Origin of the sequence: Ornithinimicrobium cerasi (genome assembly GCF_003702705.1) — a bacterium.
Taxonomy (GTDB): Bacteria; Actinomycetota; Actinomycetes; order Actinomycetales; family Dermatophilaceae; genus Ornithinicoccus; species Ornithinicoccus cerasi.
Map to the genome: position 1 here is coordinate 273358 of NZ_QZMN01000003.1, position 17277 is coordinate 290634.

The following is a 17277-nucleotide window of genomic DNA, read 5'->3' on the forward strand; positions in this document are numbered from 1 at the left end:
ACGGTAGCGGCCGGCGAGCCTCAGCGGCCGCGGAGGACGAAGGCGTCGACGCCCTCGGGGGAGAGCACGAGGTTGGTGACCAGCACCGACGCGCCCACGATGCCGGCACTGGCACCGGAGGCCGACCCGACGATGCGCAGGTGGTGGGTGCCCAGCGGCAGCGAGCGGCGGTAGACCGACTCGCGGATCCCCGCGAGCAGCTGCTCCCCGACCGCGGCCATCCGCCCACCCACGACGATGACCGAGGGGTTGAGGAGGGAGACGACCCCCGCGAGCACGGCCCCGATGTCTCGCCCGGCCTCCCGGACCGCCGCGATCGCCGCGGGGTCACCGGCCCGGGCCAGCGCGACGACCTCGGCCTGGCCCGCGACGTCCAGGCCCTGGCTCCGCAGGGAGGCCGCGATCGCGGTCCCGGAGGCCACCGCCTCGACGCACCCGCGGTTGCCGCAGGTGCACAGGGCCTGGTTGCCGTCGGGGACCGAGACGTGGCCGAGGTCGCCGGCCGCGCCCTCGGCGCCGCGCTGGAGGAGGCCCCCGCTGATGATGCCGGCACCGATGCCCGAGGCGACCTTGACGAAGACCAGGTCCAGCACGTCGGGGTGGCGCTCCGCGTGCTCGCCGAGAGCCATGATGTTGACGTCGTTGTCGACGAGGACCGGGGCGTCCAGCCGGTCGGCGAAGAACGCGGGCACCTCGAACCGGTCCCAGCCCGGCATCACCGGGGGGCTGACCGGGCGGCCGGTGCTGAACTCGACGGGGCCGGGCAGGCCGATGCCCATCCCGGCGACCTCGGCAGCCGTGCGCCCGGCGGCCTCGAGCAGCTGCTCGGTCACGGTGGCCACCTCGCCCAGGACGACCTCGGGACCGTCCGTGATGCGGATGTCCTCGAGCCGTTCGGTCAGCACGGTGTTGGCCAGGTCGGTGACGGCCACGTGCACGTGCGACACCCCGAGGTCCACGCCGACCACCACCCGGCTGTCCGGCGCGAAGGCCAGGGTCGCCGCGGGCCGGCCACCGTGGGACTCCGCCGCACCGGTGAGCGTCACCAGCCCGGAGGAGAGCAGCTCCTCCACGCGCCCGGTGACCGTGGACCGCGCCAGGCCGCTCGCCCGCACGAGCTCCGCCCGGGTACGGGGCACGCCGTCGCGCAGCAGCTGGAACAGGGCCCCGGGTCCGCCCGAGAGGCCCTGTCCCGGGGGTCCGGTCGGGCCCGACCGGAGGGTCGCGGCGGGGGGTGCAACAGCCATGTCCGAAGTAAACCACCCCCCCTTGGGTACGGGACAGGTCAGAACAGTGACTAGAACATCCTCACTTTTGCTTGACGCCCGACATAAGGGTGCGTAGCGTTCCGCGCATGGTCACCGTCGACCCCCCCGGGGGGCCCGCGCCGCTGCTGCGGATGACGGGCATCGTCAAGCACTTCCCGGGCGCGAAGGCGCTCGACGGGGTCGACCTCGAGGTGCGAGCCGGCGAGGTCCACTGCCTCCTCGGGCAGAACGGCGCGGGGAAGTCCACGCTCATCAAGACGCTGGCGGGGGCCCACCGGCCCGACCGCGGCGAGATCCTCATGGACGGCAGCACGGTCAGCATCGACTCGCCGACGGCGGCGCTGCGGCTGGGGATCGCGACGATGTACCAGGAGCTGGACGTCGTCGACGGCCTCAGCATCGCCGAGAACGTCTTCCTCGGTCACGAGCTGCAGCAGGCCGGCGTGCTCCGCCGGGGCGAGACCCACGCGCGGACCCGCGACCTGCTGGCCAGGCTGGGCCACCCCGAGCTCCCGCCCCACCGCGAGGTGGGGCAGCTGTCCGCGGCCGGCAAGCAGATCGTCTCGATGGCGCGGGCGATGTCCCGCGACGCGCGGGTCATCGTCATGGACGAGCCGTCCGCGGTGCTGGACCCCGAGGAGGTCGACAACCTCTTCCGGGTCGTGGACGCGGTCACCGCCGAGGGGGTGGCGGTGGTCTACATCTCCCACCGGCTCGAGGAGATCCGCCGGATCGGGGACCGGGTCACGGTCCTCAAGGACGGCCGGACGGTGGCCACCAACCTCCGCGTGGAGGACGAGACCACGGCCGAGGTCATCTCCCTCATGACCGGGCGCGAGGTGGTCACCGACTTCGGTGGGGGCTCGGCCGGCCTGCAGGGGGAGGAGCCGCTGCTCGACGTGTCCGGCCTCTCGCTCGCCGGCACCTTCGAGGACGTCACCTTCGCCGTCCGTCCCGGGGAGGTCGTGGGGATCGCCGGCCTCGTCGGCGCGGGACGCTCGGAGATCCTGGAGACCGTCTTCGGGGCGCGGCGGGCCACCGCCGGGCAGGTCCGGGTCGACGGTCGCGACCTGGCGTGCGGGTCCGTGCCGGCGGCCGTCGCGGCCGGCATCGGGCTGGCCCCCGAGGAGCGCAAGTCGCAGGGCCTGCTCCTCGACGAGCCGGTCTTCCGCAACATCACGCTGTCCACGTTCGACCGCTTCGCCCGCGGTGGGGTCCTCGACGAGCGGGCCGAGCGGCGGGTGGCCGACGAGCAGATCGCCGCCCTGAGCCTGGCTCCGGCCGACCCCGGCCGGATCACCCGGACCCTCTCCGGGGGCAACCAGCAGAAGGTGATGCTGGCCCGCTGGCTCGTGCACGGCTGCCGGGTCCTGCTCCTGGACGAGCCGACCCGCGGGGTCGACGTCGGTGCCCGGTCCGAGATCTACCGCCTCATCCGGCGGCTCGCCGCCGACGGGGCGGCCATCGTCCTGGTGTCGAGCGAGCTGGAGGAGGTGCTCCAGCTCAGCGACCAGGTGCTGGTGCTCGCCGACGGTCGGGTCGTGCACCAGGGACCCGCCGACGACATCGACGAGCACCGGGTGCTCGACCTGGTCATGGAAGGAACGCACACATGACGACGACCGACGCGCCGCAGACGCCGGCCGAGGGCCCCGCCCCCGAGCGGGGGCACGAGGACGCCGGGACCCGTCGGCGGGGGCTGCCCTCCCTCGGTGGCCTCGGCCGCGACCTCGGCCTCATCCTCGCGCTCGTCGCCCTCGTGGTCCTGGGCGGCGCCACCTCGGGCGAGCGCTTCCTCAGCGTGGGCAACCTGATGGTGATCCTGCAGCAGGCGGCGATCATCGGCGTGCTGAGCATCGGCGTCACCTTCGTCATCACCTCGGGCGGGATCGACCTGTCGGTCGGCTCGGTGATGGGGCTGGCGACGGTGTGGGCCTCGACGCTGGCCACCCAGACCATGGCCCAGGACATCCACTGGGTCGTCATGATCTTCGCCGCGCTGGCGGTCGGCACGGCCGCCGGGGTCATCAACGGTCTCATCGTGGCCTACGGCAACGTGGTCTCGTTCATCGCGACGCTCGCCATGCTCGTCGCCGCCCGCGGCCTGGCCGAGATCATCTCCGACCGGCGCACCCAGATCGTCCGGGTCGACCCCTTCCTCGACGCCTTCCGCGGCTCCGTCCTGGGGGTGCCGGTCATCGTCTGGATCTTCGTGCTCGTCGCCGCGGCCGGCTGGTTCCTGCTGAACCGCACCACCTTCGGCCGCCGCACGGTCGCGATCGGCGGCAACCCGGAGGCCGCCCGGCTGGCGGGCATCAAGATCCGGCGGCACACCGTCATGGTGTTCGCGCTCAGCGGGCTGACCGCGGGGATCGCCGGCGTGATGATGCTGGCCCGGACCACCGCCGGCACCTCCACCAACGGCTACCTCTACGAGCTCGACGCGATCGCCGCCGTCGTGGTCGGCGGCACGCTGCTCATCGGCGGGCGCGGCACGATCATCGGCACCGTCCTCGGCGTCCTCATCTTCGCCACGCTGTCCAACCTCTTCATCCAGAACAACCTCTCGATCTCCGCGCAGTCGTTGGCCAAGGGCGCGATCATCGTCGTCGCCGTCCTGCTGCAGCAGCGCTTCGCGGCCCGGTCGCGCTCGTCCTAGCGACCCCGACCCGGTGAGGGACGGCATACCCGCTCCCCACCCACCCCCGACCCCCGTGACCGCCAGAGCCAACCCGCACCATCCCGTCAAAGGAGACCCACCATGGCACGCACCACCCGAGTCCGCCGAGCCTCCCGCGCCGCCGCAGTCCTGTCGGCCGTCGCGCTGCTGGCCGCCTGCACCGGCAACACCGAGGCGGAGGTGAGCGGTGAGGACGACGAGGGGCAGGCCTCCGAGGAGGCGGCGCCCGCGCCGGGCAGCAACGACGAGACCGGTGAGACGGTCGTCATCGGCTTCTCCGCCCCCGCCGCCGACCACGGCTGGATGGGCGCGATCACCCAGGCCGCGATCGAGGAGGCCGAGAGCCACGAGGACGTCGAGCTGAGGGTCGCCGAGGGCACCAACGACGTGAACCTGCAGATCTCCCAGGTCGAGACCTTCATCAACGACGGCGTCGACGCGATCGTGCTGCTGCCCTTCGACGGGGCGGCGCTCACCGAGATCGCCACCGAGGCGATGCAGGCCGGCATCCCGGTCATCAACGTGGACCGCGAGTTCAGCGCACCCGAGGCGGCCCGCGTCACGGTGCTCGGCGACAACTACGGCATGGGCCGCAGCGCCGGCGAGTACATCTGCGAGCGGCTCGCCGACCAGCCCGACGCCGTCGTGGCCGAGGTCGCCGGCATCGACAACCTGCCCCTCACCCAGGAGCGCAGCCAGGGCTTCGAGGACGCCCTCGGCGAGTGCGGTCTGGACGTCGACAACCGCGTCGCCGCCGACTTCACCGTGCAGGGCGGCGAGTCGGCCACCTCCAACCTGCTGCAGGCGGCGCCGGAGATCGACGCGATGTGGAACCACGACGACGACCAGGGCGTCGGCGTGCTCGCCGCGATCGAGAACGCCGGGCGCGACGAGTTCTTCGTCGTCGGCGGTGCGGGCTCGGCCAACATGATGCGCGAGATCCAGTCCGGCGACAGCGTCGTGGAGGCCACCGTCATCTACCCCTCGACGCAGGCCGCCGACGGCATCCGGCTCGCGCGCCTCGTCGCGCAGGGCAAGGGCATGGGCGACCTCGTCGAGATCGAGGTGCCCCGCCTCGTCCAGCTCTACGCCCCGGTCGTCACCGCGGACAACGTCGACGAGTACCTCGACACCGCGTTCGAGTCCTGATCCACGCCGGACCCGGCCGGTGCGAGGCCACCGGCCGGGTCCGCCGCACCACGACCCAGCACGTCAGAGAGGACACGATGAGCAACGCCGACGGCCGGCTGCGGGTGGCCATGATCGGGCACGCCTTCATGGGCCGGGCCCACTCCCAGGCCTGGCGGGTGGCGCCCCGCTTCTTCGACCTGCCCCGCGAGCCGGTGATGCAGGTCCTGGTGGGCCGGTCCCCGGACCGCGCCGAGGAGGCGGCCCGGCAGCTGGGCTGGGCCGAGGCGCAGACGGACTGGCGCGCCGTCCTGGAGCGGGACGACGTGGACCTGGTGGACATCTGCACACCCGGCGACACGCACGCGGAGATCGCGGTCGCCGCCCTCGAGGCGGGCAAGCACGTGCTCGTGGAGAAGCCGATGGCCAACACGCTCGACCAGGCCGAGCGGATGACGCAGGCCGCCGAGCGGGCAGCCGCCCGGCAGGTCTGGTCGATGGTGGGGTTCACCTACCGACGCGTCCCGGCGGTCGCGCTGGCACAGCGCCTCGTCGCGGAGGGCCGGATCGGGGAGGTGCGCCAGGTGCGCTGCCAGTATCTGCAGGACTGGCTCGCCGACGAGCAGGCGCCGGGTTCGTGGCGCACCGACAAGGCGCTGGCGGGGTCGGGGGCGCTGGGTGACATCGGCGCCCACATCGTCGACCTGACCCACTTCATCACCGGGCAGCGCGTCGCCGGGGTGTCGGGCATGCTCGACACGATCGTCGCCGAGCGACCGGTGGCGCAGGACGTCCCGGTCCCCGGCCTCGGTGGCGTGGCCGGCGCCGACCGTGCCCCGGTCACGGTGGACGACGTCGCGATGTTCACCGGCCGCCTGGAGTCCGGGGCCCCGTGCGTCTTCGAGGCCACCCGGATGGCGTGGGGCCGCAAGAACGCCATCCGCGTGGAGGTGAACGGGTCGACCGGCTCGCTGGCCTTCGACTTCGAGGACATGAACGTCCTGCACCTCTACGACGCGTCGGCGCCGGCCGCCGAGCAGGGTTTCACCCGCATCTACGTCACCGAGGCCGACCATCCCTACGTCGCGGCCTGGTGGCCGCCGGGCCACGGGCTGGGCTACGAGCACGGCTTCGTCCACCAGGTGGTGGACCTGGTCACGGCCGTGGCCGACGGGGAGCAGCCGCGCCCGTCCTTCGCGGACGGCCTGACCGTCCAGCGGGTGCTGGACGCGGTCGAGCGCTCGAGCCAGGACGAGGGCCGCTACACCACGACGGGGACGACCAGGCCCGTACGGCATACCGAAGGAGAGAGCTGATGTCCCGACCGATCACGCTTTTCACCGGCCAGTGGGCCGACCTGCCGTTCGAGGAGGTGGCGCGCCTGGCCTCCGAGTGGGGCTACGACGGGCTCGAGATCGCCTGCTGGGGCGACCATCTCGACCCGTGGCAGGGTGCCGAGGACGACGCCTACATCCAGGGCAAGAAGGACGTGCTGGAGAGGTACGGCCTGCAGGTGTGGGCCATCTCCAACCACCTCAAGGGTCAGGCCGTCTGCGACGACCCGATCGACGAGCGGCACCGGGGGATGCTGTCGGAGCGCGTGTGGGGCGACGGCGACCCCGAGGGCGTGCGGCAGCGGGCCGCCGAGGAGATGACGCTGACCGCGCGCACCGCGGCCCGGCTGGGCGTGAAGACCGTGATCGGCTTCACCGGCTCCTCGATCTGGAAGTACGTCGCGATGTTCCCGCCCGTGTCGCAGGAGCTCGTCGACGCCGGCTACCAGGACTTCGCCGACCGGTGGAACCCGATCCTCGACGTCTTCGACGAGGAGGGCGTGCGGTTCGCGCACGAGGTGCACCCCTCGGAGATCGCCTACGACTACTGGACCACCCAGCGGGCGATGGAGGCGATCGGGCACCGCGAGGCCTTCGGGCTCAACTGGGACCCGAGCCACTTCGTCTGGCAGGACCTCGACCCGGTCGGCTTCCTCTGGGACTTCAAGGACCGGATCTACCACGTCGACTGCAAGGACGCGAAGCTCCAGGTCGGCAACGGCCGCAACGGCCGGATGGGGTCGCACCTGGCGTGGGCGGACCCCCGGCGAGGGTGGGACTTCGTCTCGACGGGCCACGGCGACGTGCCGTGGGAGGCGTGCTTCCGGATGCTCAACGCGATCGGCTACGACGGTCCGATCTCGGTGGAGTGGGAGGACGCGGGCATGGACCGCCTGGTCGGGGCCCCGGACGCCCTGGAGTTCGTCCGGCGCTCGCTCTTCGACGCACCGACCGCCGCCTTCGACGCCGCCTTCAGCACGCGCTGAGGCTCGGCCCGGTGGTGGGGGCGGTGCCATGATGGGCGTGGTGTGGCGGCGCGACCTCCGTCACGACCGGCGCCCAGCTTCCTCCAGCCCAGCACGGGGTGACGCAGATGCAGATCGACCTCAACTCCGACCTCGGCGAGGGTCTGGGCAGCTGGCGGATGGGCGACGACGAGGCGCTGCTGGGCATCGTCACGAGCGCGAACGTCGCCTGCGGCTTCCACGCCGGTGACCCGCCCATCATGCGGGCGGTCACCACGATGGCCGCGGCGCGCGGGGTGGCCGTCGGCGCCCACGTCGCCTACCGCGACCTCACCGGTTTCGGCCGGCGGTTCATCGACATGGAGCCGGACGTGCTCACCGACGAGGTCGTCTACCAGATCGGCGCGCTCGACGGCATGGCCCGGCGCGCGGGCCACCGGGTCACCTACGTCAAGCCGCACGGCGCCCTCTACAACGCGGTCGTGACGCACGAGGAGCAGGCCGCCGCGGTCGTGCGGGCCGTGCGCGAGTACGACGCCGACCTCGTCCTCGTGGGGCTGCCCGGCTCCGTCGTGCTCCGGCTCGCCGTGGAGGCGGGTCTGCGCACCGCTCGCGAGGCGTTCGCGGACCGGGCCTACACGCCGGAGGGGCAGCTCGTGCCGCGCACCCGTCCTGGCGCCGTCCTGCACGACCGGGAGCTGATCGCCCGGCGGTGCGTCGCGATGGCGACCGGGGAGCCGGTAGCTGACGTCAACGGCGACCCGCTCACGGTGCACCCGGACTCCCTCTGCGTCCACGGCGACACCCCCGGGGCGGTCGGGATCGCCCGTGCGGTGCGGGCGGCGCTCCAGGGCGCGGGCGTGACGCTGGCCCCGTTCGTCGCGACGGTCTGAGGCGTGCGCGTCCTGCCGAGCGGCTCCCGCGGGCTGCTGCTGGAGCTGGACTCCCTCGAGGAGGTCCTGGCCCGTTACGCCGCGCTCCGGGAGGTCGACCTCCCGGTCCTGGACCTCGTCCCGGCCGGACGCACGATCCTCGTCGTCGCCGACCGGGGCACCGACCTGCGCGCCCTGGAGCAGCGGGTCCGGGCGGTCGCGCCGGTCGAGCACGCCGGCGCCGACCTGGACCCCGTCGAGGTGCCGGTGCGCTACGACGGGGAGGACCTGCACGAGGCGGCCGACCTGCTCGCGTGCTCGGTGGAGGAGCTGGTGCGCCGACACCGCGAGGAGGCGTGGACGGTCGCGTTCTGCGGATTCGCCCCCGGCTTCGCCTACCTGCGCGGCACCCGGTCCGGCTGGGACACCCCTCGCCGCACCTCCCCGCGGACCCGTGTGCCGGCCGGTGCGCTGGCCCTCGCGGGGGAGTTCACCGCCGTCTACCCGCGGGAGTCGCCGGGCGGCTGGCAGCTCATCGGCCACGCCCTCGTGCCGATGTTCGACCTCCACCGCGACCCGCCCTCGCTGCTGCTGCCCGGCACCCCGGTGCGTTTCGTGGAGGCCCGGGTATGACGTCGCTCACCGTGGTGGAGCCCGGCACCCTCACCACGGTCCAGGACTTCGGCCGGCCGGGGCAGGCGGCCCTGGGCGTCGGTCGCTCGGGCTGCTGCGACCGCGGGGCGCACCGGCTGGCCAACGCCCTGGTCGGCAACCACCCCACGCTGGCGACCCTGGAGGTCACCCTCGGCGGGCTCGTGCTGACCGCCGACGGGGACGTCGTCGTCGCCACCACCGGGGCACGCTGCCCGGGGGTGCCCCACCTGGGCCCCTTCTCCCTGGGACCGGGGGAGGAGCTGCGCCTCGGCATACCCGCGGCCGGCCTGCGCACCTATGTCGCGGTGCGCGGCGGCATCGACGTGGAGCCGGTGCTGGGCAGCCGCTCCACCGACGTGCTCGCCGGGCTCGGCCCCCCGGTGGTCGCGGCTGGCGACCGGCTCCCGGTGGGCACCACCCCCCGGCCGGTGCCCGGGGTGGACGTCGCCGCGGTCCCGGAGCCGACCGGCGACCTGCTCACCGTGCCGGTGACCCCCGGCCCCCGCCGCGACTGGTTCGACGACGCCCAGTGGCGGCGGCTCCTCGAGCAGGCCTGGACCGTCGACCCGCGGTCCGACCGCGTCGGCGCGCGGCTGGTCGGCGATCCGCTGGTCCGCACCCGCGAGGGCGAGCTGACGAGCGAGGGGATGCTGCGCGGCGCCCTGCAGGTCCCGCCGTCGGGTCTGCCCGTGCTCCTCCTCGCGGACCACCCGGTGACCGGTGGCTACCCCGTCATCGGCTACGTCGACGACGAGGCGGTCGACCGGTGCGCCCAGCTGCGACCGGGCCAGCAGGTGCGGTTCACGTCGCTGCGTCAGGACGCGGCCAGGGAGCGGTAAAGACCTGGTCAGGGTTCGGTCTGGGTTGCGTCAGAAGCCTGGTCAGGGGCCCGTCGACCTGCCTAGCGTGCGGGCATGGAACTCAGCCGCAGAAGTCTCGTCGCCGCGCTCGTCGCCGCACCCATCGCCCTCGGCTCCCTCCCCGCGCTGGCGGTGGGCAACGGTCCCGAGTGGGGCGGGAACGGCAACATCACCACCGCGCACCTGTCCACCTACGACGACCTCGCCGACTTCCTGCACACGCAGGACGCCCGCCAGGACGCGATGGAGCTCACGGTCATCGGCCAGTCGGTCAAGGGCCGCGACCTCTACCTGGCGTCCTGGGTCAGCGACCCCGACAACCCGACGATCCTGTACCTGACCCAGCAGCACGGCAACGAGCAGCTGACCACCGAGGGCGCGATGGAGTTCATCAAGCACCTCGGCACCGGCCGGGGCAGCGACGTGCTCGACGGGGTCAACATCCTCGTCGTGCCGATGCTCAACCCGGACGGCGCCATGGGGGACGTCAACTTCTCCCTCGACAACTACATCGCCCACGGCGACCGGCACCTGACCCGCGCCAACGCCGTCGGCGTGGACCTCAACCGCGACCACGTCGCGCGGGTCCAGCCCGAGACGCAGGCGCTGCACGACAACGTGCTCGGCGCCTACGACATCGACTACATGATCGACCTGCACCACCAGGGGGCCTACAGCGCGATCGGCGAGGAGTGGGTCAGCGGCTCGATCCTCTACCCGACCACGCCCAACGCCGACCCGGAGGTCGTCGAGCGCTCCAAGCAGCTGGGCGCCGTGGTCTACGACGCCGTCGACTCCACGGGCTGGGGCCTGCTGGCCAGGTACGAGGGCGGCTCCGCGGAGACCATCAGCCGCAACGGCCTCGCGGTCGAGTACGGCATCGCCACCCTGCTGTTCGAGATGCGGGGCATGTCCGACCACTCCAGCCCCACGTCGGTGCTCGGCGCGCGCAGCAGCGGCTACCTGATCCGTCAGACCGTCATCACCCTCGAGGCGACGGCGCGGGCGATCGCCGACGGGTCGGTCGAGACGGTCGACACCTCCTTCTGGGACACGCTCCCGACGCAGAACTGGTACAACCCCGACGAGTGAGGGCGCGGGTATGACGAGGGGCGGGTGCCGTGGGCGCCCGCCCGCGGCGTCGGTGGCCGGCGCGAGGGGGGCGTTCGGTAGCGTGGTGCACTCAGCACAGAGAGGCAGGGGCGTGCAGGAGGAGATCGACGGGGTGCCCGGGGAGAACGCGGCATACACCGACCCGAAGGTGGGCAGGCGGCTGCTGCACACGGCGCGCCAGTCCCTGCGGCTCGTGCTGCACCCGGGGGAGCGGGTCCTCGGGATGTTCGCCGTCACCCGCTTCCGCCGCTCCGTCACCCTCCTGGTCGTGACCGACCGGCGGTTGCTGACGCTGGGCGACCAGCACGTCGGGATGCCGGTGGTGGACGAGGTGGTGCGGGCCGACGTGGTCAGCCTGCACGTGGAGCGCGAGAAGGTCTTCACCTCCGGTCTGGTGACGGCGACGACCGACCAGGGCGAGGTCAGCCTCGGCACGCTGACCTTCGGACCGGACACCTTCCTCCGCCTGGAGGAGGTCCTCGCCCGCACCGACACGGCGATGCCCGTCATCCCGACCGTGCCGCCCTGGGGCGAGGCGCCGGCAGGTCCTGGGGGGCGCGAGCCCGGGGACGTCGTCGGCCCACGGTCTGCGCCCGTCCGGGCGTCGGAGCACCCGCTGGTGGCCCAGCTGACGGCGCTGGCCGACCTGCACGATCGCGGGGGCCTCACCGACGCGGAGTTCACGGCGGCCAAGGCCAGGCTGCTGGCGGACCCCACGCCGTAGGGGGTTGACAGAAGGATCCGGCACCGCCATAGTCAGTCGTGAGAGCGCTCTCACAAAGGTCCACGACCGGGCCGGGGTGCTTGCCACGGACAAAGGAGTCGCGATGAGACGCAGTACCTCCCCCTACCTCCTGCTGGCTGCCGGCACGGCCGCGAGCCTCGTGCTCGCCGCCTGCGGGGGAGCCTCGGACGCGGGCGACGACGGCGGGGACGGGAACGCTGCCTCGGCCGGTGACGGCGAGCAGGTGTCGCTGACCGTGGCCACCTTCAACGAGTTCGGCTACGAGGAGCTGCTGGAGGAGTACGAGGACCTCAACCCCGGCGTCACCGTCGAGCACGTCAAGGCGGACACCGCCGACAACGCCCGCGCCGCGCTGCGCAACAGCCTGGGCGCGAACTCCGGGGCCGCCGACATCGAGGCGATCGAGGTCGACTGGGTCACCGAGTTCAAGCAGTACCCCGACAAGTTCGCGGACCTGAGCTCCGCCGACGTCGAGGGCCGCTGGTTGGACTGGAAGACCGAGGCGGTGACCCTCGAGGACGGCACGCTCATGGGCTACGGCACGGACATCGGCCCCGAGGCCGTCTGCTACCGCGCCGACCTCTTCGAGGAGGCCGGGCTGCCCACCGACCGCGAGGAGGTCGCCGAGCTGCTCGGGGAGTCGTGGGAGGACTACTTCGCCGTCGGCAAGGAGTTCGTCGCGGCCTCCGACGCCGCCTGGTACGACTCGGCCGGTGCCCTGTGGCAGGGGATGATCAACCAGGTCGACTACGCCTACGAGGACGCCGACGACAACGTCGTCGCCACCACGAACCCGCAGGTGCGCGAGCTCTACGACCAGGTGCTCGCCGCCTCGGTCGACGACGAGCTCTCGGCCGGGCTGGGCCAGTGGAGCAGCGACTGGAGCTCCTCGTTCCAGGAGGACGAGTTCGCCACGATGCTCTGCCCCGGCTGGATGCTCGGCGTCATCGCCGGCAACGCCGAGGGCGTCGAGGGCTGGGACGTGGCCAACGTCTTCCCCGGCGGCGGCGGCAACTGGGGCGGGTCCTACCTGACCGTGCCGGCCCAGGGCGAGAACATCGAGGAGGCCACCAAGCTGGCCGCCTGGCTGACCGCGCCGGAGCAGCAGATCAAGGCCTTCGAGGCCAAGGGCACCTTCCCCAGCCAGGTCGAGGCGCTCGAGTCGGACGTCCTGCTCGGGTCCACCAACGCCTTCTTCAACGACGCCCCGACCGGCCAGATCCTGGCCGAGCGCGCCGAGGCCGTCACGATGATGCCGCACAAGGGACCGAAGTACTTCGAGATCAACACGGCCCTTCAGGACGCCATCACCCGGGTCGACGTCGACGGCTCGGACGACCCCGACAGCAGCTGGGCGAAGTTCGTCGCGGCCGTGGAGGCGCTGGGCTGACCGTGGGAGCAGCGACGACGGCTCCACCGGCGAGCCACTCCATGCCGGCCCCGGCCCCGGTCCCGCCCCGCGGCGGACGCCGGGGCCGGGGCCGGCTCGGCCGGCTCGACAGCACCGTCTCCCCCTACCTCTACATCGCCCCGTTCTTCCTGCTCTTCCTCGTCACCGGGCTCTTCCCGCTCGTCTACACCGGGTGGGTGGCGCTGCACGACTGGGACCAGATCATGGGTCAGGGCGAGTTCGTCGGGATGGCCAACTACGTCGACGTGCTCACCGGCCGGGGCTTCTGGCGAGCGCTGTCCAACACGGTCAGCATCTTCGTCCTCTCCTCGGTCCCGCAGATCCTGGCGGCCCTGCTCATCGCCACCCTCCTCGACCGCAACCTCCGGGCCAGGACGCTGTGGCGGATGGGGGTCCTGCTGCCCTACGTCGTCGCGCCGGTCGCCGTGGCGCTGATCTTCAACAACCTGTTCGCGGACCGGTTCGGCCTGATCAACCTGCTGCTCGAGACGGCCGGGCTGGAGCCGGTGCGCTGGCACTCCGACCGGTTCGCCAGCCACGTCGCGATCGCGACGATGGTCAACTTCCGGTGGACCGGCTACAACGCGCTGATCCTGCTGGCCGCCATGCAGGCCATCCCGCGCGACCTCTACGAGCAGGCCGCCATCGACGGGGCCAACGCGTGGCGGCAGTTCTGGTCGGTGACCGTGCCGATGCTGCGTCCCACGCTCATCTTCGTCATCATCACCTCCACCATCGGCGGCCTCCAGATCTTCGACGAGCCCAAGATGTACGACCAGTTCGGCCGCGGCGGCGCCGACCAGCAGTGGCAGACGCTGACCATCTATCTCTACGAGCTGGGCTGGACGCGCGCCGACTTCGGTATGGCGTCGGCCGTCGCCGTGCTCCTGTTCCTGCTGATCGTCGCCTTCGGCGTGGTCAACTTCCTCCTCACCCGACGCATCGCCCACGACGAGGGAGGCCGTCGATGAGACGCCCCGGCTGGACCGTCTACGGGCTGCTCGCGGCCGTCGTCCTCGGCAGCATGTTCCCGTTGTGGTGGTCGATCGTGGTGGCCAGCCACGACTCCACGGTCCTGGCGCGGGACCGCTTCCCGCTGCTGCCAGGAGGCAACTTCTTCCGCAACGCGGCCACCGTGCTCGACACGGTCCCCTTCTGGCGCGCCACGCTCAACTCGGTCATCGTCTCCACGACCGTCTCGGCGTCGGTGGTGTTCTTCTCCACGCTCGCGGGCTACGCCTTCGCCAAGCTGCGCTTCCGCGGGTCCGGACCGCTCCTCGTCTTCGTCATCGCCACCATGGCGGTGCCGACCCAGCTGGGAGTGGTGCCGCTCTACCAGGTGATGGCCCGGCTCGGCTGGACCGGCGAGCTGACGGCGGTGATCGTCCCAGGCCTGGTGACCGCCTTCGGGGTCTTCTGGATGGCGCAGTACCTCGCCCAGGCCGTGCCCTCCGAGCTCATCGAGGCCGCCCGCGTCGACGGGGCGAACATGTTCCGCACCTTCTGGCACGTCGGGCTGCCCGCCGCCCGGCCGGCCGCCTCGATGCTCTTCCTCTTCACCTTCGTGGCGACCTGGACCAACTTCTTCTGGCCCTTCATCGTCCTCGGCCCGTCCAACCCCACCCTCCCCGTCGCGCTGCAGCAGCTGCAGGCCGCCCACTTCGTCGACTACTCGCTGGTGCTGGCGGGGGCCGTCCTCGCGACGGTCCCGCTGCTGGTGCTGTTCGCCCTGGCCGGGCGCCAGCTGGTGTCCGGCATCATGCAAGGAGCTGTCAAGCAATGACCCCCGGTCCCGCACCGTCCTTCCCGGGCGACTTCCTCTGGGGCGCCGCCACCGCGTCCTACCAGATCGAGGGCGCCGGCACCGCCGACGGCCGCAGCGAGAGCATCTGGGACACCTTCTCGCGGATGCCGGGCAAGGTCCTCCACGGCCACGACGGCTTGACCGCGTGCGACCACTACCACCGCTACCCCGACGACGTGGCGCTGATGCGCGAGCTCAACCTCACGGCATACCGGTTCTCCCTCGCCTGGACCCGGATCCTGCCGGACGGGCGCACCCTGAACCGGCCCGGGCTGGACTTCTACTCGCGCCTCGTCGACGAGCTGCTCGGGGCGGGCGTCACGCCCTGGCTCACGCTCTACCACTGGGACCTGCCGCAGGCGCTCGAGGACGCCGGCGGCTGGCCGGAGCGTGACACCGCGCTGCGGTTCGTGGACTACGCGGCGGCCGTGCACGACGCGCTCGGGGACCGGGTGCACTACTGGACGACCCTCAACGAGCCCTGGTGCTCGGCCTTCCTCGGGTATGCCGCCGGCGTGCACGCGCCGGGTCGCACCGAGCCGCAGGCGGCTCTCCGGGCGGCGCACCACCTGCTGCTCGGCCACGGACTGGCCACCCAGGAGCTGCGCCGCCGAGACCCCTCCCTCAGCCTGGGGCTGACGCTGAACTTCACCGACACCCAGCCCCTGGACCCGGCGTCCGAGCGGGACCAGGACGCGGCCCGCCGCCTCGACGGGCTGGCCAACCGGTTCTTCGTGGAGCCGGTGACGCTCGGCGCCTACCCGCAGGACGTGCTCGCGGACCTGGGCGACCTGTGGCCGCAGGACCTCGTGCAGGACGGTGACCTGGAGGTCATCTCCACGCCGATCGACGTGCTGGGCGTCAACTACTACGCGACCCAGGCGGTCACCGCGGGCTGCCCGCCGGAGCGGGCACCGCTCGCGGCGGCGCAGGCCCGGCGCCACGACCTGCCCTCGCCGTCGGTCGGGTCCGAGCACGTCGCGGTGGTGCGACGCGGCATACCCGTCTCGGACATGGGGTGGGAGATCTCGGCGGACGGGCTGAGCGACCTCCTGCTGCGGCTGCACAAGGACTACACCGGGCCGCTGGGGGTGCGGCTGACCGTGACCGAGAACGGCGCGGCGATGGACGACGTGCCGGACGCGACGGGCTACGTCGAGGACCGGGACCGCGTGGACTACCTCGACCGGCACCTGCGCGCCGTGCACGAGGCGCTGGCCCGGGGGGCCGACGTCAACGGCTACTTCGTCTGGTCCCTCCTCGACAACTTCGAGTGGGCCTGGGGCTACACCAAGCGGTTCGGGATCGTGCGGGTCGACTACGACACCCAGCGGCGGACTCCCAAGGCGAGCGCCCGGTGGTACGCCGACGTGGCAGGATCGGGGCTGATCCGCAGCCGGAACGGAGCGGGGGCCACGGCGGAGTGAGGACCTGAGTGAGCGCGCGACGACCACCGACCCTGGAGGACGTGGCCGCCCGGGCGGGTGTCTCGCGGGCGACCGCCTCGCGCGTCGTCAACGACGACCCCCGGGTGCGCGAGAGCGCGCGGGAGGCGGTGACCTCGGCGATCGCCGAGCTGGGCTACCTGCCCAACCGGGCGGCGCGGTCCCTCGTGGTCCGCGAGCCCGACTCGGTCGCGGTGCTGATCCACGAGCCCGACCAGCGCATCTTCGCCGACCCGTTCTTCAGCGGGATGCTGCGCGGGGTGAGCTCGCGGCTCGCGGGGACCCCCCTTCAGATGGTGCTGCTGCTGGGCGAGCCGGCCCGGGACGCGGCGCGGATGGAGCGCTACCTGCGCGCCGGGCATACCGACGGGGTGATCGTCGTCAGCGCGCACAGGGGCGACGGCCTGGTCTCGGTCCTCACCGAGACGCGGCTGCCCACGGTGTTCGTCGGGCGGCCGCTGACCGAGGGGCCGGCCTTCGCCTACGTCGACGTCGACAACCGTGAGGGCGGGCGCATCGCGACGCGACGGCTGGTGGAGCGCGGCTGCCGGCGGATCGCCACGATCACCGGGCCGACCGACATGGCGGCCGGGATCGACCGGCTCGAGGGGTGGAGGGACACGCTGACCGGGGCGGGTCTGCCGACCGACGCGGTCGAGACCGGGGACTTCACGTCGCAGGGCGGGGCGGAGGCGATGCGGCGCCTGCTCGCCGCTCACCCGGACCTCGACGGGGTCTTCGTGGCCTCCGACCTGATGGCGGCCGCGGCGATGGCCGAGATCCAGGCCACCGGCCGGCGGGTCCCTGAGGACGTGGCGCTCGTCGGCTTCGACGCCTCGGCCGCCGCGTCGCTCACCCGACCGCCGCTGACGTCGGTGGAGAACCCGGTCTCGGAGATGGCCGTCCGTGCGACCGAGCTGCTGCTGCGGCTGCTGCGCGGCGAGGAGGTGGCGCCGGAGGTGCTCCCGACCCGGCTGGTGGAGGGCGGGACCGCCTGA

General features: G+C 72.6%; 16 protein-coding genes. 15 read left to right on the forward strand and 1 reads right to left on the reverse strand.

Annotated elements, in window-relative coordinates:
* Positions 1-20: 20 nt before the first annotated feature.
* Entirely contained in the window at positions 21-1247 is a 1227-nt protein-coding gene (locus D4B81_RS04930) for an ROK family transcriptional regulator (RefSeq protein WP_122261343.1), read from the reverse strand.
* Between the two features lie 107 nt (positions 1248-1354).
* Here D4B81_RS04930 and D4B81_RS04935 point away from each other — a divergent pair, with 107 nt between their 5' ends.
* The 15 genes from D4B81_RS04935 (at position 1355) to D4B81_RS05005 (ending at position 17277) form a co-directional block, all read left to right on the forward strand.
* A complete protein-coding gene (locus tag D4B81_RS04935; RefSeq protein WP_122261344.1) occupies positions 1355-2884 on the forward strand; it encodes a sugar ABC transporter ATP-binding protein in 1530 nt (509 codons plus the stop codon).
* Positions 2881-3927, forward strand: coding sequence for an ABC transporter permease (locus D4B81_RS04940; protein WP_122261345.1), 1047 nt, complete (start codon positions 2881-2883; stop codon positions 3925-3927). Before D4B81_RS04935 ends, D4B81_RS04940 begins: the two co-directional genes overlap by 4 nt.
* Positions 3928-4029: 102 nt before the next feature.
* The gene (locus D4B81_RS04945; protein WP_122261346.1) at positions 4030-5097 is read left to right on the forward strand and encodes a substrate-binding domain-containing protein; all 1068 of its coding nucleotides are present in this window, start codon (positions 4030-4032) and stop codon (positions 5095-5097) included.
* Between the two features lie 77 nt (positions 5098-5174).
* Entirely contained in the window at positions 5175-6392 is a 1218-nt protein-coding gene (locus tag D4B81_RS04950; protein WP_122261347.1) for a Gfo/Idh/MocA family protein, read from the forward strand.
* A complete protein-coding gene (locus tag D4B81_RS04955; protein WP_097187221.1) occupies positions 6392-7396 on the forward strand; it encodes a sugar phosphate isomerase/epimerase family protein in 1005 nt (334 codons plus the stop codon). Before D4B81_RS04950 ends, D4B81_RS04955 begins: the two co-directional genes overlap by 1 nt.
* 107 nt (positions 7397-7503) lie before the next feature.
* The gene (locus tag D4B81_RS04960) at positions 7504-8268 is read left to right on the forward strand and encodes a LamB/YcsF family protein (protein ID WP_122261443.1); all 765 of its coding nucleotides are present in this window, start codon (positions 7504-7506) and stop codon (positions 8266-8268) included.
* A gap of 3 nt (positions 8269-8271) precedes the next feature.
* Positions 8272-8880 carry a 5-oxoprolinase subunit B family protein gene (locus tag D4B81_RS04965; protein ID WP_122261348.1) on the forward strand — a complete coding sequence of 203 codons (609 nt, stop codon included), beginning with the start codon at positions 8272-8274 and terminating at the stop codon, positions 8878-8880.
* Positions 8877-9740: a 5-oxoprolinase subunit C family protein gene (locus D4B81_RS04970; RefSeq protein ID WP_122261349.1), complete on the forward strand. Its 864-nt coding sequence runs from the start codon at positions 8877-8879 to the stop codon at positions 9738-9740. The genes D4B81_RS04965 and D4B81_RS04970 overlap by 4 nt, the downstream gene beginning before the upstream one ends.
* Positions 9741-9815: 75 nt before the next feature.
* Complete coding sequence (locus tag D4B81_RS04975; RefSeq protein WP_122261350.1) at positions 9816-10853, forward strand: M14 family zinc carboxypeptidase; 1038 nt, start codon at positions 9816-9818, stop codon at positions 10851-10853.
* Between the two features lie 112 nt (positions 10854-10965).
* Positions 10966-11598: an SHOCT domain-containing protein gene (locus D4B81_RS18715; RefSeq protein WP_237565817.1), complete on the forward strand. Its 633-nt coding sequence runs from the start codon at positions 10966-10968 to the stop codon at positions 11596-11598.
* A gap of 103 nt (positions 11599-11701) precedes the next feature.
* Positions 11702-13009 (forward strand): ABC transporter substrate-binding protein, encoded by a 1308-nt coding sequence (locus D4B81_RS04985; RefSeq protein ID WP_122261351.1) that lies wholly within the window; start codon positions 11702-11704, stop codon positions 13007-13009.
* 41 nt (positions 13010-13050) lie between these two features.
* Positions 13051-14001: a carbohydrate ABC transporter permease gene (locus D4B81_RS04990; protein ID WP_122261352.1), complete on the forward strand. Its 951-nt coding sequence runs from the start codon at positions 13051-13053 to the stop codon at positions 13999-14001.
* A complete protein-coding gene (locus D4B81_RS04995) occupies positions 13998-14813 on the forward strand; it encodes a carbohydrate ABC transporter permease (RefSeq protein WP_122261353.1) in 816 nt (271 codons plus the stop codon). Before D4B81_RS04990 ends, D4B81_RS04995 begins: the two co-directional genes overlap by 4 nt.
* Positions 14810-16261, forward strand: coding sequence for a GH1 family beta-glucosidase (locus tag D4B81_RS05000; RefSeq protein ID WP_122261354.1), 1452 nt, complete (start codon positions 14810-14812; stop codon positions 16259-16261). Before D4B81_RS04995 ends, D4B81_RS05000 begins: the two co-directional genes overlap by 4 nt.
* Before the next feature lie 8 nt (positions 16262-16269).
* Positions 16270-17277, forward strand: coding sequence for a LacI family DNA-binding transcriptional regulator (locus tag D4B81_RS05005; protein ID WP_237565818.1), 1008 nt, complete (start codon positions 16270-16272; stop codon positions 17275-17277).